Consider the following 22647-nt stretch of genomic DNA (forward strand, 5'->3'; position numbering starts at 1 on the left):
TATATTGTGGTTTCTAGCTCTCATAAGTAATATACGCCATTATTTATAACCTTTGAGTATTAGAAGTATATGCTATTAGACCACCACAATATTATATTTTTAGCATTAATTTCAGGCTTATGTTCAAGTATTAGTTATGCTGAAAATGTACCTGTCGATAATATTGTGCTTGAAGTTCGTGAAGATTCGTTGGATGTTGATACTGTGGAAGCACCAGCATTAGATGTCAAAAAATGGGGTCTTGGTATTGGAATGCGCCGTGCAGATATTCCATTTGCAGTCAAAGATGACAATGAAGATACTGCTGTTTATGATATTTTACCATTAATGCGGTTTGAAAATGATCATGGCTTTTTACATGGTTTAGAAGGTGGTATTCATTTATGGAAAAATGCAGACCATCAAGTTAATGTATATAGTCGTTTCCGTTTCCATGATGTGCCTAAAGCGTTTCAAAATTCAATTAAGGGACAGTCATTTGACTTTGGTTTGCAATATCGCTACATCGATGGTCCTTGGGAATCTGATATTGCTGTTTTATCCGATCACTATCAGCGCAACTATAGTTATACTCGGATTAAGTATAATTGGCAGCAAGGTAGTTGGTCATTAGTACCATTTGTAGAGTTACAATGGAAAAGTGCTGATTTTAACAATCATTATTATGGCTTTGATAAAGAGGACGCTGGTGCTGGAGTTTCAATGGCTGGTGGTCTGGAAGGGTCATACCATGTAGCGAGCAATTTCTATCTGATTGGTCAATTGGGTCTAACGCGCTTAGAAGATGATGTATACGATCTAGATTCTGTTAATAAAAACTATCAGGTTGAATCTTTTTTCGGTTTCGCTTTTTATCCTGAATATGATAAGCCTTTTAACCCAACTTCAACGCAATATAAGAATGATGAATACTTACGTTTAGCATATGGTTGGGCAACACCGTCGAATATTGGAGATATCTTAAAATTCCAAGCCGAACGCGATAGTGAAAACAATCAAATGAGCTCTGTATTTTATGGTACCCAAATTGCGGATAGTTTATTAACAATGCCTATTGATCTTTATTTCACGCCTGGCGTTGTTTGGCATTATAGCTCTGATGTACAAAAAGATATTGCTGAAGTTGCGCTTGCGATTAAAGGTTTTTATACTTTTCAATTTGGGCCTCGTTGGCGCTTAGGTATTGCTGAAGGCTTATCTTATGTATTTGATGTTACCTACATCGAAGGGTTTGAATTGACAGGTGAAGACAGTAAACGTGGTTATGAAAACTCATCGAAACTACTTAATTATTTAGACTTCTCCTTTGATGTGAATGTGGGGGATATTTTTGATAGTAAGGCGTTAGCTAAAACTTGGTTTGGTTATAGCATTCATCACCGTTCGGGTATTTTTGAAAGTAGCTCGGTGTTCGGGCGTATTAAAGGTGGCAGTAACTATCAAACGGTTTATTTACAGTGGCACTTTTAGCCACCTTAAAGCTGACTCCTTTTTTAACAATAATACGCTATCTCAATGATTAGAAACGGTGCAGTTGACGATAGTCGCTAAATAACTATCGTCAACAACTTGGTTGTTTTATTTATATAATTAATTTTGTTCGCTTGTCGATTTATTGTGTTTATGGGCGGCTGCTAAGTTACCAACTGTATTCTTATCTTCATTACTGTGGGCTTCTGTAGACCAAGCATCATTGAGGTTGTCGTAATAAGTTAATGCATCTAACCCTAATAATTTTTTCAATATTCGTCGTTCAGTAAGACTGCGATTTACAAATTCAGGCTCTTGTTCATGCATTCGTTTTGCTTCTTCATGCAATACCGCTTCGTCATGACGACGGAATACTTGACCTGCACGATGAGCCTGATTGGCACGCATCCCTAATGCTTTTAATGTTTCAACACCTAAACTGATACCAGAGTCTAGCGACTCCCGAAATACATGATCAGCGCCAAGGCGGATTAATTGCTGGGCATGGTTACGATCTGTTGCCCTGACTAATACCGTTAAGTGTGGAAAATGTTTTTTTACTTGAATTAAAATGCGTTTAGTCCGGCTTGCACTTTCGACGGCAATAATAAATAGTTTAGCGTTATCGGCTCCTGCAGAATGTAATAAATTTAGCTGTTCAGCATCGCCATAAAACACCTTGTATTTGAATTGTTGCAATAATTCTATCTGGCCTACATCGTTTTCTAAAATAGTGGTATTGATATGGTAACCATGTAGCAATCGACCCACAACTTGTCCGAAACCACCAAAGCCAGCGATAATAACAGAGCCGTGAGTATTATTTGGAATCTGATGTTCTGGAGTACTTGTATTTTCAGCCAGCGGTATTTTACGTTTGAATGTTGGTGCGATGATTTTATCGTAAATAATTAGCAGTAGTGGGGTAAATACCATAGATAAAGTAACCACTAATACGAGCAGGCTAGCGGTTTCATTATCTAGTACTTGTCGTTGTAGAGAGAATGATGTTAATACAAACGCAAATTCACCACCTTGTGCAAGGGCACAAGAAAATAACCAGTTTTGACTGCGCTGGATCTTAAATACGATCCCGGTGATAAACAGTACAATAAACTTAACTGCAATTAATGCAGCTACTAGTAAGGCGATTAACATAGGTTGATTAAGTAGGAGGGTAAAATCGATACTGGCACCAACTGAGATAAAGAAGATACCTAATAATAAACTTTTGAAAGGTTCAATATCACTTTCAAGTTCGTGGCGGTATTCACTATCAGCTAATACCACACCAGCTAAGAAAGTCCCGAGTGCGGCAGATAAACCAACGGCTTCCATGGCCAAGGCAATGCCGACAACCAGTGCTAATGCGGTTGCAATAAAAATCTCTCGAGAGCGAGAACCTGCAATAATACGCAGTAGCGGTACAACGAGAAAGTGGCCGCCAATAATAATACCAGCAATAACGCCTGCAATCATTAATGCACTTTGCCAACTTGGTATTGTCGATTCAACAATAGCTGTGTCTTGTATAACGAGCAGAGGTAATATGGATAAAATCGGGATAACGGCAATATCTTGAAATAATAACACCGCAAAGGCATTCTTACCGGCTTCGGTTTTCATCAACTCCCGCTCTTGTAAATTTTGCAGCACAATCGCAGTCGATGACAAGGCAACAATTAAACCGATAGCGAGTGCTGTTTGCCACGCAAGTCCACAAGCAAGTAATAACAAGAAAATGCACAAAGTCGTGGCGCTAAGTTGTAAGCCACCCGTCCCCAAAATAGGTATTTTTAATTGCCATAATAAAGCAGGTCTTAATTCTAGGCCAACCAAAAACAGCATTAAAACCACACCGAATTCGGCAACATGCATGACATCTTCTTGATTGGAAATTAAGCTTAATGCATAAGGTCCGACAATTACGCCTGCAATCAAATATCCCAGTACCGAACCAAGTCCCAAACGTTTTGCGATTGGTACTGCCACGACACCTGCTGCAAGATAGATGAAAGTATTAAATAATACGCCATGTTCCATGGTTAGTTACCTTCCATTTTTTTTGCGACGGTTCCATCATCTGTTTGCTGTAGCATTAATAATTGCTGGCGATATTCTGCTGCTTTACGTGCAATACGCTGTGATTCATGACGTTTATGAATATCATGGAGTACAAATGGTGGTAGGTATTCTAAATTACATATTTTGCTCATCTGGCTAAAAGGTAATAAGAACTCGCTAATATTGTGTTCATTGTAACCTGAATCGGAATATGAGTTTGTACTCCCACCAGTAGAAATAGCTAGCATGAGTTTTTTTCCTGCGAGTTTGTCTCCATTTTCACCATAAGCAAAACCATGTTCGAGCACCAGATCTTGCCATTCTTTTAAAATCGCGGGGCATGAATACCAGTAAAGTGGAAATTGAAATACGATGATATCGTGATTTAGTAACAAGGCTTGTTCATACTTAATATCAATAAATGAGTCGGGATAAGCATCGTAAAGATCGTGGCAAGTGATGCCTTCAATATTTTGAATTTCATTGAATAGTGATTTATGTGCGAGAGATTTTTGTAATGCAGGATGGGCGAATAAAACGAGAATTTTGTACATATATTTTCAATCATCCTTTATTGAAATAGGTCTTTTTAACTGCATTCAATAGTTTAGCGTTTAAGACGTTAATTATATCAGTTGTTGTAATCTAAGCTTATAATATAAAACAAATTATTTCAGTGTTTTTTTAGTTGTTCTGACTGATATGGATGATATCACTCTTATTTTCCAATTATTGAATGGTTACTGCTCGTTAATATTATTAATCATATTCACTATTATTAAGCGTCTTATGTTTTAGTTGTTATGCTATGCTTTCGTCACTGAATTGATTTCGGTCAATATTTGATATTATTAATTGGTAATAACTTAACTGTTGGGGCACTTTTTACACATGACTTTGAAAAACCATCGCATACTTCCACTAACTTTATTATTGACCTGTGGTTTACTTGGTAGTGTTGCAGTCGCAAAACCATTTGCAAAAAGCGCTGGTTTTTCTGGTACGGTCGGTATTAATACGGGTGTAAGTGATACGCAAAGTCAATTTCATATTGATGATGATAATGAGCAAACCCAAGATTTGAGTAACGCTGGGAAAGCGGGGTCAACTGAGATATTTTTTCCTTTTTTTCGTCTGGACTATACAACTTCGGACTTACAAACTCAGTATTTTATTGGGCAAAGTCCTGACAAAATATTAAACAGTGCCATACAATATGAAATAGGTGTGAAACACCAGTTTGACGAACGTCAGAGTATGACTTTTGCTTATATTCCGGACGTACCGTTTTTAAAAGAAACTTGGTCAGATCCATTTTTGATCAACGCGCCAAGAGAAAAGAGTGACATTGATTCGAGTGCAGTACGTTTAGCTTATAAATTTTCCCCCGTTCAGATTGAATATTCGTATGCATCATATTCGATAGAAAATGAGCAAAGTGGTAGTCAAATGAGTGCAGAAGATCAAGCCTCGTTAAATCGAGACAGTGATTATCAAAGACTTAGTTTAGAAAGCTTATTTCCGTTATGGCAACGGATATACGGTAAAGCGAATGTGTTTTATGGTGCTCAAGAAGCTAAAGGTGAAAGTCAGAGTTTTGATGAATTTCATTATAGCCTTAGTATTATGACTAAATATGAAAGACATTTTGTCTCCGTACAAGCTGCATTTAGTGATCGTGAATACAATGCCAAAAATCCAATATTTGGAGAGGTACAAAAGGACGATGTTGCCCGTTATTCATTTATTTATTCTTATTCTGAACCGTTTAATATCGAAGGTACTAACCTTAACATTATTTATCAAAACAAAAAAAATGATGCCAACATTGCATTTTATGATAGCTCGACAAAATTATTTTCAGTCGGTATGAGTTATAGTTTTAATTAGAATTAGCATTAGAAAGAACAAAAAGGGACGTGATACAGTGAGTATCATGTCCCTTTCTTTTACCGATTGCTCCGGATTGTGTTAATAACCCAAGCTAAGCGCACTCGGTCTGCGTGGGTCAGATGCGCCGTAAACGCCTTCTTCTGTCAGCATAATGGTTTGGGTACTGCCCATTGCCGCTTTCACTTCAATCTTGTGCCCTTTACTTTCTAATAAGTTAATCGTATCGACATTTAACGCTTTCTCAATACGGATCATGTCCGGTAACCATTGATGATGAATACGTGTTGCCGCACTGGCTTCTGCAATATTCATATTATGGTCAATCACATTCATGATCACTTGTAGCGTTGTGGTGATAATACGTGAGCCCCCTGGACTACCAGTGACCAAATAAGGTTTATTATCTTTTAGAACTATGGTTGGTGTCATTGAGCTAAGTGGACGCTTTTTAGCTGCGATGGCATTTGCTTTTCCGCCAATTAGGCCGTAGGCGTTTGGTGTACCAGGTTTAGCTGAAAAATCATCCATTTCATTATTGAGTAATACCCCTGTGCCATCTGCAACCAGTCCTGACCCATAACTAAAGTTAAGGGTGTAGGTATTACTGACCGCGTTACCAAATTTATCTACCACACTGTAATGGGTGGTTTGGTTACTTTCGTAAGGCAATAATGTACCAGGGGACACTTCGCTGCTTGGTGTCGCTTTGTTTGGATTAATCTGACTCACAAGCTGCTTCGCGTATTGCTTATTGGTTAATTGTGCAACGGGCACGTTAACAAAATCAGGGTCGCCTAAATATAAGCTACGGTCTGCGTAGGCACGACGCATTGACTCTGCCATCACATGGATTGTTGCAGCACTGTTATGGCCCATTCTATCAATCGGGAACTGCGAAAGCATATTCAGCATTTGAATAATATGTACGCCGCCAGAAGAAGGAGGTGGCATTGATATTATTTGGTAACCGCGATAGTCACCGGTAACTGGTTTTCGCTCTATGGCTTTATAAGTGGTTAAATCTTGCATTGTCATCATACCGCCAGCATTACGTACCGAATCACTGATCTGTTTGGCAATGGGACCTTGATAAAATGCAGGACTGCCTTTTTTAGTAATGGCTGTTAGCGTATTGGCAAGATCGGTCTGTTTTAATATTTCTCCTGGCTGATAACTGCTACCGTCTGCTTTGTAGAAAATAGATTGTGTGCTTGGCCATCGGCTTAAGCGCTTTTTCGTTGCGCGGAGTGAATTTGCTAAGTCAGGCGTAACAACAATACCGTCACGGGCTAATTTTATTGCGGGGGCCATTACTTGTGCTAATGACATACTGCCGTATTTATTTAGTGCGAGTTCAAAGCCTAATACTGTGCCAGGTACTCCGACGGCTAGACCATGAAAGCGAGACAGTTGACTGTCTGCATTGCCAGCACCGTCTAAAAACATATCTGGGTAAGCAGCCTGTGGTGCTACCTCTCGGTAATCAATCGCAATCGCGCGCTGTTCATCTGCTAAATAAATCAACATGAAACCACCACCACCTAAATTACCAGCGCGGGGCAGGGTAACAGCTAACGCATAACCAACGGCAACTGCCGCATCAATAGCGTTACCACCTTGCTTCATAATATCGACACCTACCTGTGTTGCAAGCGCTTCTTGGCTAGCTACCATGCCGTTTGCTGCCCATACTGGATGATGGATCGCCATTTTACTATAAATAGCACTGGTTGATGGTTTAACATTGGCAACTGTTTCTGTGCTTGTTGTGTTCGTCTTTGCAATGGCGGTTGGTAACGTTAAGCTCATGCAGCTGATGAGTCCAAAGGTAAAACCTTTAATGAGATGCGTTGTTGACATGAATGTTCCCTATTCGATTGTCCATGGTGTTATGTATTGATATAAAAAAGCATAGCAAATGGTTTTTTATATCAACTTTTAGGTGGTCGTAATTGCAGATGAACTCACATAAATAGGTTTAAGCTACTTTATTTGCGGATTCGCTGGTGGAAAAGTTGCGTTTTGAGATACCGAGATTTTTCCATATTTGCATATGTTCTGGTAACTCTTGTGGGCGTTGTTCAATGGGAATAATGTCCATGACTTTATTCGGAGACACGACTTTTCCTCGTTGAGTAAATACAGCCTTTACTAAGCTGTAGTTACATAGCTTTCCATCGGCGACACATTTTTGCTCTAAGTAAAAATACTTCTCATCCCAGCCCAAATAAGTGGTTTCTACATCGAACCTTTTGAATAAACGGATCTCACGAATATAACCGACCTCGACGCCTGCCACGATGAAGTTTAATTTATTCTTCAATAATGGGTTGAACGTATTGGTCTGAATAGAATGATCCCAACGCGCTTTTTCAAGAAACATGAGATATTTTGCATTGTTAATATGTAGATTCAGATCGATATGACGAAACCCTACTCGAAAAGAGCGGGTGATAGTATCGAAAAAGCCTTTCGGGTTTGTTTGCTTATTACGTAGGAAAAAGCAGCGAATCAACTCACTGATCATAAAGCCTCAATAATGATTGTTATAGGAAATAGAATAAAGAGTCTACTGCGTTCTTTATTATTGTCACGTCAATTGTAATCAAAATGTTAATTACGACTTATTCCTATGTGGTAAATCCCGCCAAACGTAACCAGCAGGTCACACCTTATCTCGATGCTACGATGACCGTAATATTCTTTGCTTCAATTGCAGTGCGTTGTTCATCAGTAATATCAGCATCGGTAATTAACGTATTAATCGTGTCCCATGCTAATTCTAAATTTGGCATTTTGCGGCTGATCTTATCTGATTCGACCATGACTACGACTTCTCTTGATACTTCGGCCATCACGCGACTGAGTCCAATTAGTTCATTAAATGTGGTACTGCCACGTTCTAAGTCAATGCCGTCTGCGCCGATAAACAGCTGATCAAAGTCATATGATCTCAGTACCTGTTCTGCAATTTGGCCTTGAAAAGATTCTGAGTGAGGATCCCATGTACCTCCTGTCATTAATAACGTAGGTTCATTTTCTAAGCCGTTTAATGCATTCGCTACTTGTAGAGAGTTTGTCATGGTTATTAACCCTCTCTTATTTGCGAGCTGCTTAATTAAACTGGCCGTAGTTGTGCCGCTATCGATAATGATACGATTATGATCGCGAATACGTAATGCGGCGGCAATTGCAATTTCTGTTTTACACTGGGAAACCTTATCTGTTTCAATTTCAGGTAAGAGTTCTTTAGGGAGCGGAACCGCACCGCCATAACGGCGCAATAATAGACCATTTTGCTCTAAGGCTGTTAGGTCTTTACGAATGGTTACTTCTGATGTTTCAAAACGTTGGGCTAGTTCATCAACGCTGAGTTTACCTTGTTTTTCAAGTAATTTAATGATGGTATGACGACGTTGTTGAGTGTTACGTTTTGACATAATTTAATGAGTTCTTGTTAGTTCTTTATTTAAAATAGGAGTGTAGCAATATAATGAATTAACGTCAGTAGTAATCTAAATTAACTCACCGGAAAGTATAAATTACTGCGTTGTATGAGGTTAAATTTATTTAACTTGTCAGGTGCGATATCATTGCAGCTAATCGCTTTAGCAATCGTAATATTGTCCTGACCACAGTGGCGTAACAATGGCTGTTTTTTTAATGGTTCAAGTTTATTAAAGTCGACAATGAGGGGCTTTCGAAGGCTATTAATAATACCCATCAGTACTTGCGCTTGGTTGCTATCATAATTGACGATTGTACCAATCGGATATATACCCATCATTTTAATAAACTGTTCAAGATAAGTTTTGTTGTAATGCTTGTCTGCGGCTTTAAACAGTAATCCAATGGCGAGATTAGGTGAATAACGGTGCTGAGGTAAATTAGCATTACACATCTCGTTATAGCGGGTAGTGACCGCAATTAATTGCGCGTATTTAGATATTTTATCTTGCTTGATACCACGTGGGTAACCGCTACCATCAAATTTTTCATTGATCTGTAATACACTGTTAATCACGATATCGGTAAGTGCTTCAATACCTTGCAGTTTTTGCGATGCGTAGGCAGGGTGTTGTTTAAGATAATTAATTTCGGGCTTTGTCAGTTCTGATTTTTTATTACGAATTGAAGCGGGTACCCATAACATACCGAATTGGCTAAGCAGTGCGGTTTGCGTCACTATGGCAATATCCTGTGAGCTAAAGGATAATTGCTGGGCCAAGCGTGTGCTTAATACGGCAATATTCATGGCGTTTTGATAAAGCGTATCACCAGATAATTCTTCATTGCATAAAACAAAGCTATAATCATGCTGTTGTTCAGCTGCTATAGTTAATTCACCAGAGAGCTGTTCTAATTGGGATATAGCTTGCTGTGGTTCAAGGCTAAACTTGCTGTAAATATCTTTTAGTATAGTAACCTTATTTTGGTATTTTGAGCGAGTTTGGCGGATCTGTTTCCACCATAGCTGCTGTTGTAATGATTGTGTTTTTTGTTCTTCAGCTTGCTTTAATATAGCTTGTTGTTCTGCTATTTTTTCCGCTAAAGCGAGATCATTAGCTGCCGGTGTTCGCTGTGCTGCTGATTGTACTGATTGTACTGATTGTACTGATTGTGCCATTTTACTGCGAGATAGGTCAACGGCAATAGTCTTGAAGCCAAGGTGCTGTAATATTTGTAATTGCTTTGTATCCTTAATTATAAATGAATTAAGGATAAAAGGATGGGATGTCCAACCGATGGGAAGATTAATATAATGACCGACTTTAAGGTCTTTAATCGCTAATGAGACATTTTCCATTTCTATTCCTTATACAACCTTCCTAATAATAACAACCTAATTGTTTATTGTGACATTGTAAATAACTATTAATAATTATTAATGAATTTTTAATAAGCTTTTAATAATTATAGGGAATATATTTATTGTGATAAAAATTAAATGTAGGGGATAGACATAGACCAAATTTTTAGCTGTTGTTTATTTTATTAACTTTATTTTTAGACGTTTTCTAGTTCATTATTTTCTAAATTATTATACCTGCATATTAACGCTTCAATGTTATCTATCACTGAGTAAATCGTGGTACGTGAAACGGATTAACATAATAGATATTTTAAAGACTCATACCTACTACGTTGTAAATGCGAATGAGATCGATTATCATTACGTTCCTTTGCGATCAATAACGATTGCAGACATTTACAAATAAGGGATTTCTATGAGTGCTATTGTTGGGTTAAGGAATTATATTTTGAAAATATTGTATCGGATATTTCGTCCGATAATATTTTTGATGGATCCAGAGCAAGCCCATTACGCGCTTAAGAAAATAGGGGTGTTCTTAGGCAGTAATGTAATCACACGATTAATCACAGGATTGTTATTTAATTATAGGCATAAGAGTTTGAACACAGAGGTAGACGGAGTCAAATATCGTAATCCGGTCGGTTTATCAGCTGGTTTTGACAAAGATGGTGAACTTACAAAAATTTACCCATACCTGGGTTTTGGATTAGCTGAACTAGGCTCTTTTACCGGCGAAATTTGTCCGGGAAATCCAGGTAAACGTCTATTCCGGATGGTAAAATCTAAATCTATTGTGGTGTGGTATGGCCTAAATAACCTTGGCGCAGAAAAAATATCAGCTCGACTCGCTGACGCTGATTTTGGTGATTTACGTGTTGGTATTAATGCAGCTAAATCTAATGTCTCTCCTGACTTTGTATTAGCAGAATCAATTCGTGATTATCTTAAAACGATGACTCTATTTAAGGATATTGGTGATTACTATACAATTAATATTAGTTGTCCAAATACTCAAGATGGCGAACCTTTTGTTGATGCTGATAATTTAGGGGCTCTATTGGCCGCTGTGAATGAAAATATTAGACCAATTTCGGATAAACCTATTTATGTTAAGTTAGCGGCTGATCTTACTTTTGACGAGATCGATGTCATTGTTGATGGTTGTATTGAGTATAAGATGGATGGTTTTGTATTAACAAATCTTGCTAAACCAGGCTGTAACCAAGAACATATCTCGGCTGAATACCCATCTAAACTTGGTTTATTACCCGAAGGAAAAGGTGCGATGAGTGGGTTACCGCTTCAGCGTATTTCTACTAATGTTATTCGTCATGTTTATCGTCGTACTCGGGGTGAGCTTACTATTATTGGTGTGGGTGGCATTTTCACGGCAAAAGATGCGTATGAAAAAATTACATCTGGGGCTAACCTATTGCATATGATCACCACCATGATCTTTGATGGACCGCAAAATATTAGTGAAATAAACCGTGGTTTAGTTAAATTATTAAAAGCAGATGGTTTTACTTCAATTGAGCAAGCTGTGGGTTCTAGAAATCCTCTACCAGAGTTAGCAATTCAAGAGGCGATAGAGGAAGTTGCAGAGGTGGCTTAGTATGTTTGAACAGGTATCTGTTAATTTACCGCAGGCTATTTGTTATGAGTTTCGCCAAGCGTTAAGACAGGGCTGTTGGAAGAGTGGATTACTGTTAACAGAGCAGCAACGGCGGATCTGTGAGCAGGTTTTGTTTTATCATGAAGGTAATGATTCTAACTGTAATCATTAATAAATAGCCCAGTTAAGTAGTTAATGTTAACTGGGCTATTTTATTTATAAATTATTTTTCAATGACTTTATTTTTTGTTTTTTCTGGTTCCATTTCCATTTCCATTTCATAGCTTTCGTGATAATCATTACCGTAATAAGAAGCAAGTAATAGTGCTTTTAATTCGCTGATTAACGGGTAGCGAGGGTTAGCTCCAGTACATTGGTCATCAAATGCTTCAATCGCTAGCTGGTCAATTTTTGCAAGGAAGTCGGCTTCGTTTACACCCGCAGATTGAATTGACTTAGGAATATCTAAATCAGTTTTTAGTTCGTCTAACCAATTTAATAATGCGTTAATCTTGTCAGCTGTTTTACCTTCACGGAAGCCTAAATGTTCTGCAACTTCAGCGTAACGAGCGCGTGCTTTCGGGCGATCGTATTGTGAGAATGCGGCTTGTTTGGTTGGCATATCCGTTGCGTTGTAGCGAATCACATTGGTAATAAGTAGTGCGTTTGCTAACCCGTGTGGAATATGGAACTCAGCACCGATCTTGTGTGCCATTGAGTGACAAACACCCAAGAATGCATTGGCAAAGGCAATACCAGCAATTGTTGAACCATTGTGTACTTTTTCACGCGCAATTGGGTCTTTCGCACCGTTTTTGTATGAACTTGGTAAGTACTCTTTTAATAATTTGAGTGCCTGAAGCGCTTGGCCATCAGAATATTCATTTTGCAATACAGATACATACGCTTCTAAAGCATGTGTTACGGCATCATAGCCACCAAATGCGGTTAGTGACTTAGGCATATTCATGACTAGGTTAGCATCAACAACAGCCATATTTGGTGTGAGCTCGTAATCAGCGATTGGGTATTTTTGTCCTGTTACTTCATCGGTTACTACTGCAAAGGGCGTGACTTCTGAACCCGTACCTGAGGTTGTTGTGATCGCCACCATTTTGGCTTTGATTCCCATTTTAGGAAACTTGTAGATACGTTTACGGATATCCATAAAGCGCATTGCAAGATCTTCGAAGTGTACATCTGGGTGTTCGTACATTACCCACATAATCTTCGCAGCATCCATTGGTGAACCACCACCAAAGGCAATGATCACATCAGGTTGGAAGCTGTTCATCACTGCAGCCCCTTTCTTTACGATAGCCAGTGTCGGATCGGCTTCTACATCATGAAATATTTCGGTATCAATGCCTTTTTCTTTTAGAATCGTTACTAAGTCATCAACATAACCATTGTTGAATAAGAACTTGTCGGTAACGATACAAGCACGTTTTTTGCCAACAAGATCATCCATCGCAATGGGTAATGAACCACGGCGGAAGTAAATTGATTCAGGTAGTTTATGCCACAACATATTTTCAGCTCGCTTTGCAACAGTCTTTTTATTGATAAGGTGCTTAGGACCCACGTTTTCTGAGATAGAGTTACCACCCCAAGAGCCACAACCTAGTGTTAATGATGGTGCTAGACCGAAGTTATATAAATCACCGATACCACCTTGTGAACTTGGTTGGTTAATCAGAATACGTGCGGTTTTCATTTTATCGCCGAAGTCTTTGATACGATCTTCGTTAGCATCTTGGTCTGTGTAAATACCAGATGTATGACCGATACCGCCTAGCTCAACCATAGTTATCGCTTGTTCAACAGCATGGTTATAGTCACGAGCACGGAACATACCTAAGGTCGGCGATAGTTTTTCGTGTGCGAATGGATCATCAACGTGTACTTCTGGACCTTCACCAATCAGGACTTTTGTGAAAGGAGGTACAGTAACCCCTGCCATTGCTGCAATTTTAATTGCAGATTGACCTACAATATCAGGGTTCATATTGCCGTTGATTAACACAATAGAACGTACTTTATCTGCTTCTTTCTTCGATAAGATGTAACCGCCATGTGTAATGAAACGTGCTTTTACCGCGTCATAAACATCATCAACGACAATAACAGCTTGTTCCGAAGCACATACCACACCGTTATCGAATGTTTTTGACATTAAGATTGAAGATACTGCACGTTTAATGTCTGCAGTTTCATCGATAACAATAGGTGTATTACCCGCACCAACACCAATCGCAGGTTTACCTGAAGAATAGGCTGCTTTAACCATGCCTGGACCACCTGTCGCAAGGATAAGGTTGATATCATCGTGATGCATTAATGCATTTGATAGTTCAATTGATGGTTCATCAATCCAACCTATGATGTGTTCAGGTGCACCTGCTGCTACTGCTGCATCGAGTACAATTTTAGCGGCTGTATTGGTGGCATTTTTTGCACGAGGGTGTGGCGAAAATATGATACCGTTTCGTGTTTTAAGCGAAATTAACGCTTTAAAAATAGCCGTTGAAGTAGGATTGGTCGTTGGTACGATACCGCAAATGATACCGGTTGGCTCTGCGATTGTAATAGTACCAAATTCGTTATCTTCTTCAATGATGCCACATGTTAGAGTATCTTTATATTTGTTGTAGATGTATTCAGATGCGAAATGGTTTTTAGTTACTTTATCTTCGATAACCCCCATGCCAGATTCTTCAACAGCCATCTGTGCTAGCGGGATACGAGATGTTGATGCAGCAAGGGCTGCTGCACGGAAGATCTTATCAACTTTTTCTTGATTAAATGTGGCGAATTTTTGTTGGGCTACCTTCACTTTCGCAACCATTGCATTGAGTGTTTCTATGTTTTTGACAGTCATAATCTATCCTTAAAATTCATTTAAAATCTAAAAGTTATTTACTAAGGGCTACCTCTTAGTGAATACCTTTGATTTTAATTATAGGTAATCTTAAGGATTAAAAATTGATGTGAATCAATTGTAGTAATATTACGTATTATATTTTCAAAATAGTGTTAAGTCGGTCGTAAATATGTGGGAACACTTTCATTTGTAATTTTATTTCAATACGATTAAGACTCATTTATAGGGTTGTAACACGCTGAATTTAAAAAAAAAGACGTAAAATAAACAAAGTTATTGTTAATTTCAGATCCATTAGGTAGCATTGCCTGAACCGCTTATTATAGGACGTTATACAATGCCGAAATTATCTAAGGTTATGGCAACTGCACTTAACCAACAAATGACAAAAGAGTTTACTGCATCGCACCTTTATCGCAGCATGGCATCTTTTTGCTATGCCTCTGATTTTATTGGCGCGGGTGATTTCTTTTATAAGCATGCGGCTGAAGAACAGCAACACGCACAATTGTTATTCCGTTACATGATTGATCGCGGTATCCAGCCATTAATGGAAGCTATTCCTGCGGCAGAGTCTGAATTTACAGATCTACTTGATGTGTTTTGCAAAGCCTTGGATCATGAAGTGATGATCACTGAATCTATTTCTGAAATTCTTGGTTTGGCACATGAGCTTCGCGATTTTCAATCTGTAGCTCATCTGAATACCTTGATGGAAGAGCAAACAGAAGAAGAAGCATTATTTAATGGTATCGTGAGTCAAATTCGCCGTGTTGGTGTTGATAATGGCCACGGTCTATTCATTATGGATCAAGAGTTAAAAGCAATGAGCAAAGCGCCTGCAGCGCCGTCAATTGTTATTTAATCAACTTTAGCTAACAAATTTATATACGCTAAAAATAGGATTATTTGAATATAAAGACCGCTTATACCTTGGTGTAAGCGGTTTTTTATTTTTACAAATTACACTTTAGTGGTACTCTTGCGGTGTTAATCGTGGATTTTAATCAATAGGTAGAATAATTATGTCGAATAATAACAATACTGATATTAAAGATTGCTGTGGTGCGTTTGCTGAAATTGGCAGTATCATTCAGCCTGATGATACTGAGCTCTCTTTTCCTATTACATTTGATTCGCAACAGGCTGCTGATGAAAAACGCAGTGAGCTTGAGGCTTATGTTAATGAGCAATTTGATGAAGACGTCACGATTACCTTTACCGCGCAAGATGAACATGCTTATTTAGTAACATTGAGCTTTACTTGTACTGCAGAAAAAATGATTTTCGAAATGAATTTACGTCATTTATTGGCTTAAAAGGTTTCGTCTTTTTAAATAGCTCAATGATTAAAGGCATACAAAATGTACTGTATGCCTTTATATTTATGCCTTTATTTATTCGTTTCTATAAAATATCTAGCCGAAGTGTTGTTTACAATAAGCAAGACGCTGGTCTAGATCCATACTCTCGGTATTCGCCGTTTCAATTTGTTGTAACCTTGGTAGCAACCCCATGCCATTAGCGATTTGAATGGCCAGTCCTGGACGTGCATTGAGTTCTAATAGCATAGGACCGTGATGACGATCTAACACCACATCTGCACCTAAATAACCTAAGCCTGAGATATCGTAACATTGTGCAGCTAAACGAATAACTTCTTCCCAATGAGGCACTTTTAATAGGGCTAATTCTTTTTGTGTATCAGGATGATGAGTGACAACTTCATCATATTGCACAGCGTTGAGCGCTTCGCCTGTGGTGATGTTAATACCCACACCGACAGCGCCTTGGTGTAAATTAGCTTTACCATCCGACATGGATGTTGATAGCCGCATCATGGCCATCATCGGGATACCTTTAAATACAATCACACGTACATCAGGGACACCTTCAAAGCTATAACCCTCAAAGCTGTCATCAAATACGATAAGCGCTTCAACAACGGCCACATCAATGCCACCACCGAGTGAAAATAGACCGGCTAAAATATTTGAGCAATGACGTTCAATATCATCGAGCGAACATTCACTGCCGCTGGGTTTGTAATAGCGACCATCTTCTACTTTGGTGATCACTAGAATACCTTTACCACCAGAGCCTTTTGCCGGTTTGATTACAAAGCCATTTAGACCTGCGATAAGCTTATCAACTGATTTAACAGAGTGTTGACTATCAACGACGCCAATAAGTTCTGGGGTGCTGACATTGGCCTCTTCGGCTATCTCTTTGGTTTTTAATTTGTTATCGACTAATGGAAATAGCTTTCTGGGATTGTAGCGCGATATGTACATATTATTGCGCTGGTTCATCCCCAGAATACCTTGTTGCTTTAACTTACTCGGCTTAGCGAATTCTTTAAAAAACGAAAATGTCATTTTTACTCACCTTGCATGTCTTTAAAGCGGCGTAGTTCTAACAGACGATAGCCAGTATAAGTACCTAACATTAAGATGATTGCCATAATGATAAGTTGCAGACCAAGGAAGTTGAATGCCCAGTAACGAAATAGTTCGTTGCTAATTGTTAGGTAGACCAATACTGCTACAAACAGGCTGCCACCACCTTGTACAAATACCTCTTTCGGGCCTTCTTCTTCCCATAAAATAGACATGCGTTCGATGGTCCAAGATAAAATAATCATCGGGAAGAAAGTGATTTTAAGTCCTTCTGTTAACCCTATTTTATAAGATAACACTGAGAACAAACAGATAATGGCGATAACCGTGATGATTACCACGGATATTCGTGATACGAGCAAGAGGTTTAACCGAGACAGATAAGAGCGGATCACAAGGCCTACACCGACAATTAACGTAAAGCCAATCAAACCGGTTGCTAAACTGGTTTGTACGAATGCCATTGCGATTAACACGGGCATAAAAGTACCTGACGTGCGTAAACCGATAAGAATACGCATCATTACCACGATCATTACACCTAATGGGATAAGTAAAATCCCTTTGAATAGTGCTTGTTCTTCGAGTGGCAGGCTATAGATACTAAAGTTTGACAGGTTCGTATCGTTTGATTTTTCTTTTAATACTTGCATGACAGGCTGAGTTTGCTGAATAACAGAGAAACTAACTCGAGAATTTGTACCACCTATCAGATCTAACGTCGGTTCGCCATTTTGTTCCCACAGTAGCAAGTTTTTCGCGTCAGCTATTTTACCTAATTTGACATCGATTAAGCGCGTATCATCTTCGCCAAATACCAGTACAAATGGTTGTAACTGCTGCTGGCGACGGCCATCTTCAAGATACAGGCCTTTAACCAGTAAGGCAGGGATATTTGCTTCATTTAGCAGGGCAACAAATAACGTTGATTTGCTATTTTCTTGTAGCATTAATTTCGCATTTTGACCTAAATCATCGACAGACAGTAGCTTGAGTAATTCACGGCTATATGAAAAAGCATCGGCACTTTTTTCCATCGCACTATTAACGAGCTGCTCTGCGGCTATATCATACGGTGGTAGCCAGGTGGTTTTATTAATTGTCACGTCTTGCTCATTAATGACATCTTGTGGGATATCATTCGTCAATACGTTAACTTTATAGTATAAATCCTGTTTGCCTTCGGCGTTACGAATTGTCCATTGTGCGCGATTATCAAGAAAGGATAATCCATAACCAGGCGATGCCGCTGTTTGGCTTAATACGGTGAAGTTAGACTGGGTAGACGGTGTGGCGAAGGACGCATTAACGGCGTCGCCTTGCGCTGTAAATTCGACTTTCGCTTCAATCATCCACGTTGAGTAGGTTTCTCCGGGAAACCAAGGGATCTCACCACTGTAATGGCGTTGAGCGATAGAGCCTACACCAAGGAGGAAAAGTATCGCAACAAAAATGCGAAATGGGATCTTAGACGGCATGGTTAGTTAGCCCCTTTGCTGGCAGGTTTAGGTTGTTTTTTTGGTTGAGTGTATTCTTGTGCAACATCGACAATCGCAATATCTTTTAAGAAAGTTCGACCGAGGAGGATAGGGAAGATCATACGACTACGGTCGGCTAGTGTGAATTCTGTTTCGGTTTTAATATCGCCCAGTTCGATGGGTAAGCTGACTACATAGCGTCGTAATGCTTCGACAGCGTTGGTTTGACGGATCTTAATAGTACGTACAACGGGTACTTCCATTGGGAACACTGCTTTATCGTCTTTGTGGGATAAATTGAATTTAACCCAGTCTTGACCATCGCGTTCAAATTTAACTATCTCTGTTGCATTTAATGATGATGTTGTTGCACCAGTATCGATACGTGACTTAAAGTTGGTTTGCAATTCATCAAACCATACCCATTCTTCTTGACCAAGAATCATCTTACCTGCGGTATTATTTTTAGCTAAAGGTACCACGATTGGTGTTGTTTTTTTCACGGGAGGCTTAGCGCCCAGTTCGTCCAGTTGATCTGTTAATTTGGCAATCGCTTTATCTTGTTCCTTGAACTGATTAGGCTGTGATTGCAAAGTCGTTAATATCTGTTGTTGCTGCTGCAAAATGGTTTCAATTTGTGCCTGTTGTTTTGTCACAATGGCTGTATTAGCTTTATTTTGTGTCATGGAGCAGCCATTTAAAAATACAAGACTAAGTACACTAGCAATAGTTATCTTTGATGTTTTTAATGTGAAAAATGCTGTTGTATTTTTCATTAGGTATTTGGCCCTGTTAGCTGATGAAAAAGAGGGTTAGTTCGCTAAAGTGGGTAAATAGTTCCGTTATTTGATTATAAATCATATTATTTAATAAAGTATAATCGCTATTGAGATAATAATCATACCGAATACAATTCTTATATATCAAATATTTATACGTCAGTTATTTGTAAATAGCAATTTATCGCTGTGCTTTATTATATGACAGGAGAGGAAAAAGGCGGAGAAATAGCATTATATACGGTATAAAACGAAAGTATGAAGCGTGTTGGTCTATATAAAATACGCATCTAAAGTATAGATACGTATTTTATTTTAATAGCATATTTAAATTACTGTATCGCAGATTCTGTCAGTGTATAAGTGCGTGCTACATCGACCATGACGATATCTTTTAAAAATGTACGCCCCAGTAATACTGGAAATGTCATGCGACTGCGGTCGGCAAGTGTAAACTCTGTCAGCATTTTTATATCACCGAGTTGCACGGGTAATTCGATAATCGGCCTACGCGTAGGTTCACTGTTGTTTGCTTGACGGATCAGAATTGTACGCGCAATTTTTGCTTCGATAATCTGCGCTTCATTATCATCGATTTCTTGGCTGAAGTTAAAACGAACCCATTTTTTACCATCGCGTTCAAATTCAACAATATCGGTTGCATTAAGTGATGAAGTTGTTGCGCCAGTATCAATGCGGGCTTTATATTTGCTTTGCAGATCATTGAGCAATACCAGCTCTTCTGAGCCAATGACTAATTTATCAATAGGTGTAATTGATTCTGAAGACTGTACAAGGGGAGGATGTTCAGTATTGTTAATTTCTTCAACGGATTTATCAACCTGGTAACTCGCGATAACTTGGCTATTGTAGGTTACTTGTTGACGTAATTTAATATAACTTTCGAGTTTATGATTTAGCTGCGCAATATCCTGTTTTTGCTGTTCGAATAACGCTGGTTGCTTTTGTAATTCAGCCAATATGGTATTTTGCTGCTTAACTAATAGCTCGATTTGTTGGTTCTGTTGCACTATTTGTGAATGTAGTGTTTGCGGCGATGTACCGTCTTGATTTAGAAACTGGTCAACACTCACGCATCCAGAGAGTAAGGCGCTAAGGATAATTCCGGTGAGTAATTGACGGCGTGTTTTCAAAGTATCCATTCCTAATTCTAAATAATTGACAATTCGCATAACATATTCCCTTATTCTTTATCGAGCACCGTTTCCGATGCTGATATCGTGTTATTCGTCTAGCTGTTCGGCGTAAGGTTTAGTGGCAATAAGTACGGCGCGTTTAGGTGCTGGGTAGCCTTCAATCGTTTTACTGTGATCGTTTGGATTAAGAAAATCAACCAGTGATTCGTTTCTCATCCATTCAGTTGCGCGTTGCTCTTCAATACTGGTATCGGATACATCGACGATACGGACATTTTCAAAGCCCAGTTTTTCAACCCAAAGTTTTAATGCGGCACAACTTGGTAAGAACCAAACATTACGCATTTGTGCATAACGATCGCCGGGTACTAATACTGCTTGTTCATCACCATCAATCACCAGCGTTTCTAAAACAAGTTCACCACCATCACGTAATTGGTTTTTAAGTTGTTCAATGTGATCAATCGGCGATTTGCGATGGTACAGGACACCCATAGAGAAAACCGTGTCGAATGCACGTAATTTAGGTAATTCTTGAATACCAAGTGGTAATAAATGTACACGTTGGTCATTGTTAGCAAAATGACGTATCGCTTCAAATTGTACTAAAAATAATTGGCTTGGGTCGATCCCCACGACAAATTCGGCATCGTCACCGAGCATACGCCACATGTGGTAGCCGCTACCGCAACCAACGTCGAGTACATAACGGTATTTTAGCGGTGAGATAAACTCACGTAGACGTTCCCATTTCCAATCGCTGCGCCATTCTGTATCGATATGAATACCATGAATATTGAAGGGGCCTTTACGCCACGGATGGAATTTTTGTAACAAACTTTCAGTTTTACGTAAGTCGCTTTCGCTTAATTCACCCGGCGCACCAACTTCAAACTTGTCAGTGATATTGATGTGTTTGGTTTCGACTTTTGGTAGTTTTTTTAATACTTTTTCCCAGCGCGGTAAAAAACCATGTTTATGTTCGCGCTCCCATTCGTGCATTTGTGCTGGTAGCGTGTAAAGCCAATGGTGTAATTTGTTTTTCGCAATTATCTGGTAAAAATTTGAAAAGTCGATCATGGGTAACCTTTATGTACTGCTTTAAATTAATTCGATGTATGTGCTAAATGGTTATGTTGATAATGGTGCTAATGATTAAGCTTATTTGATAGCAACCATTGAGCCAAAGTTAAAACACTGGAACCAAGAGTTTGCGCTGCTAAAGCCAATCTTTTTAAAGCGGTTTAAGTGAGTTTCAATACTGTCTGGGCGCATGACATCTTCAATTGCGCTGCGTTTCTGGCTGATTTCTAACTCGCTATAGCCATTAGCTCGTTTAAAATCTTCGTGTAAATTGATGAGTAGGTCATTGACCTTGTTATCACTAAAGCAGAATTTTTCTGACAAGATAAGAATACCACCAGGTACTAAACCATCATAGATTTTGGTCAGTAGAGCTTGGCGTTCTGCTGGTGGAATAAATTGCAGGGTAAAGTTTAATACGACAATTGAGGCGTTATGAATCTCTACCGCACAAATATCATCACACAGAACTTGCACTGGTGTATCGCTCTTATAAGCGGATAGATGGCGTTCACAACGCTCAACCATTGCTTGTGAATTATCTATGGCAACGATATTACAGTTCTGCGCTTGAACGTTACGGCGCATTGAAATGGTAGCAGCGCCAAGTGAGCAACCCAAATCGTAAAGTTGGGTGTTGTCTTGGGCATAACGCGCGGTCATCATACCTATCGCAGAAATGATATTAGAGTAACCAGGTACTGAACGTTTTATCATATCTGGAAAGACTTCTGCAACACGTTCGTCAAAGGTGAAATCACCGATTTGATCTAACGGGGCGGAGAAAATCTGATCGCGTTGTTGCATTGTTATAACCTGCAATAAAAATTATCAAAATAAGGCGGCGTATTTTAGTTAAAATGACCGGCTTTGTCTCTACTTAAACAGTATATAGGGTGAATAATTTCATTGTTTCGCTATCGTGTTGGTTTTTTCATCGGTGAAAAAGACTTTTTTGTTAAATAAATAACGGTTATTTAACCAGCAAGACGCAATCGGAACAGCAACG

Annotated in this window: 19 protein-coding genes; 6 read left to right on the plus strand and 13 right to left on the minus strand. The window is 38.9% G+C overall.

Annotation, left to right across the window (positions count from 1 at the left end):
- Positions 1–69: 69 nt before the first annotated feature.
- The gene (locus HWV01_RS06150; protein WP_211674576.1) at positions 70–1470 is read left to right on the plus strand and encodes a MipA/OmpV family protein; all 1401 of its coding nucleotides are present in this window, start codon (positions 70–72) and stop codon (positions 1468–1470) included.
- A 120-nt stretch (positions 1471–1590) separates the two neighbouring features.
- On the opposite strand, the gene HWV01_RS06155 is transcribed toward HWV01_RS06150, so the two are convergent.
- Positions 1591–3513: a monovalent cation:proton antiporter-2 (CPA2) family protein gene (locus HWV01_RS06155; RefSeq protein ID WP_211674577.1), complete on the minus strand. Its 1923-nt coding sequence runs from the start codon at positions 3511–3513 to the stop codon at positions 1591–1593.
- Positions 3514–3515: 2 nt separating this feature from the next.
- Positions 3516–4088 (minus strand): NAD(P)H-dependent oxidoreductase, encoded by a 573-nt coding sequence (locus HWV01_RS06160; protein WP_211674578.1) that lies wholly within the window; start codon positions 4086–4088, stop codon positions 3516–3518.
- A 337-nt stretch (positions 4089–4425) separates the two neighbouring features.
- Between HWV01_RS06160 and HWV01_RS06165 the strand changes: the two genes are divergently transcribed.
- Positions 4426–5424 (plus strand): DUF2860 family protein, encoded by a 999-nt coding sequence (locus HWV01_RS06165; RefSeq protein WP_211674579.1) that lies wholly within the window; start codon positions 4426–4428, stop codon positions 5422–5424.
- 81 nt (positions 5425–5505) lie between these two features.
- Here the strand turns inward: HWV01_RS06165 and ggt are convergent, their stop codons facing one another.
- The 4 genes from ggt to HWV01_RS06185 all read right to left on the minus strand — a co-directional run bounded on the left by ggt (position 5506) and on the right by HWV01_RS06185 (position 10234).
- A complete protein-coding gene (ggt, locus tag HWV01_RS06170; protein WP_211674580.1) occupies positions 5506–7287 on the minus strand; it encodes a gamma-glutamyltransferase in 1782 nt (593 codons plus the stop codon).
- A 118-nt stretch (positions 7288–7405) separates the two neighbouring features.
- On the minus strand, positions 7406–7954 hold the full coding sequence (locus tag HWV01_RS06175; protein ID WP_211674581.1) for a thioesterase family protein: 549 nt from the start codon (positions 7952–7954) through the stop codon (positions 7406–7408).
- Between the two features lie 145 nt (positions 7955–8099).
- Positions 8100–8867: a DeoR/GlpR family DNA-binding transcription regulator gene (locus HWV01_RS06180; protein WP_211674582.1), complete on the minus strand. Its 768-nt coding sequence runs from the start codon at positions 8865–8867 to the stop codon at positions 8100–8102.
- Between the two features lie 80 nt (positions 8868–8947).
- Positions 8948–10234, minus strand: coding sequence for an HD-GYP domain-containing protein (locus tag HWV01_RS06185; protein ID WP_211674583.1), 1287 nt, complete (start codon positions 10232–10234; stop codon positions 8948–8950).
- 454 nt (positions 10235–10688) lie between these two features.
- Between HWV01_RS06185 and HWV01_RS06190 the strand changes: the two genes are divergently transcribed.
- Both HWV01_RS06190 and HWV01_RS06195 read left to right on the plus strand, forming a co-directional pair.
- Positions 10689–11858, plus strand: coding sequence for a quinone-dependent dihydroorotate dehydrogenase (locus HWV01_RS06190; protein ID WP_211674584.1), 1170 nt, complete (start codon positions 10689–10691; stop codon positions 11856–11858).
- Between the two features lies 1 nt (position 11859).
- Positions 11860–12030, plus strand: a complete 171-nt coding sequence (locus tag HWV01_RS06195; RefSeq protein WP_157534166.1) for a DUF1315 family protein — start codon at positions 11860–11862, stop codon at positions 12028–12030.
- A gap of 51 nt (positions 12031–12081) precedes the next feature.
- On the opposite strand, the gene adhE is transcribed toward HWV01_RS06195, so the two are convergent.
- A complete protein-coding gene (adhE, locus tag HWV01_RS06200) occupies positions 12082–14739 on the minus strand; it encodes a bifunctional acetaldehyde-CoA/alcohol dehydrogenase (protein ID WP_211674585.1) in 2658 nt (885 codons plus the stop codon).
- Positions 14740–15079: 340 nt separating this feature from the next.
- Here adhE and HWV01_RS06205 point away from each other — a divergent pair, with 340 nt between their 5' ends.
- Both HWV01_RS06205 and HWV01_RS06210 read left to right on the plus strand, forming a co-directional pair.
- Positions 15080–15607: a ferritin gene (locus HWV01_RS06205; RefSeq protein WP_211674586.1), complete on the plus strand. Its 528-nt coding sequence runs from the start codon at positions 15080–15082 to the stop codon at positions 15605–15607.
- 160 nt (positions 15608–15767) lie between these two features.
- A complete protein-coding gene (locus HWV01_RS06210; protein ID WP_211674587.1) occupies positions 15768–16061 on the plus strand; it encodes a DUF406 family protein in 294 nt (97 codons plus the stop codon).
- A gap of 99 nt (positions 16062–16160) precedes the next feature.
- Here the strand turns inward: HWV01_RS06210 and HWV01_RS06215 are convergent, their stop codons facing one another.
- The 6 genes from HWV01_RS06215 to cmoA all read right to left on the minus strand — a co-directional run bounded on the left by HWV01_RS06215 (position 16161) and on the right by cmoA (position 22445).
- Entirely contained in the window at positions 16161–17120 is a 960-nt protein-coding gene (locus HWV01_RS06215; protein ID WP_211674588.1) for an alpha-L-glutamate ligase-like protein, read from the minus strand.
- 2 nt (positions 17121–17122) lie between these two features.
- Positions 17123–18619 carry an inactive transglutaminase family protein gene (locus tag HWV01_RS06220; RefSeq protein WP_211674589.1) on the minus strand — a complete coding sequence of 499 codons (1497 nt, stop codon included), beginning with the start codon at positions 18617–18619 and terminating at the stop codon, positions 17123–17125.
- Positions 18620–18621: 2 nt separating this feature from the next.
- The gene (locus HWV01_RS06225) at positions 18622–19305 is read right to left on the minus strand and encodes an ATP-dependent zinc protease (protein ID WP_249185458.1); all 684 of its coding nucleotides are present in this window, start codon (positions 19303–19305) and stop codon (positions 18622–18624) included.
- A gap of 425 nt (positions 19306–19730) precedes the next feature.
- Positions 19731–20591: an ATP-dependent zinc protease gene (locus HWV01_RS06230; RefSeq protein WP_249185459.1), complete on the minus strand. Its 861-nt coding sequence runs from the start codon at positions 20589–20591 to the stop codon at positions 19731–19733.
- A gap of 51 nt (positions 20592–20642) precedes the next feature.
- Positions 20643–21635: a tRNA 5-methoxyuridine(34)/uridine 5-oxyacetic acid(34) synthase CmoB gene (gene cmoB, locus HWV01_RS06235; RefSeq protein ID WP_211674591.1), complete on the minus strand. Its 993-nt coding sequence runs from the start codon at positions 21633–21635 to the stop codon at positions 20643–20645.
- 81 nt (positions 21636–21716) lie between these two features.
- Positions 21717–22445: a carboxy-S-adenosyl-L-methionine synthase CmoA gene (cmoA, locus tag HWV01_RS06240; protein WP_211674592.1), complete on the minus strand. Its 729-nt coding sequence runs from the start codon at positions 22443–22445 to the stop codon at positions 21717–21719.
- Positions 22446–22647 lie beyond the last annotated feature (202 nt).

It is taken from the genome of Moritella sp. 5, assembly GCF_018219455.1.
In the GTDB taxonomy this organism is placed as follows: Bacteria; Pseudomonadota; Gammaproteobacteria; order Enterobacterales; family Moritellaceae; genus Moritella.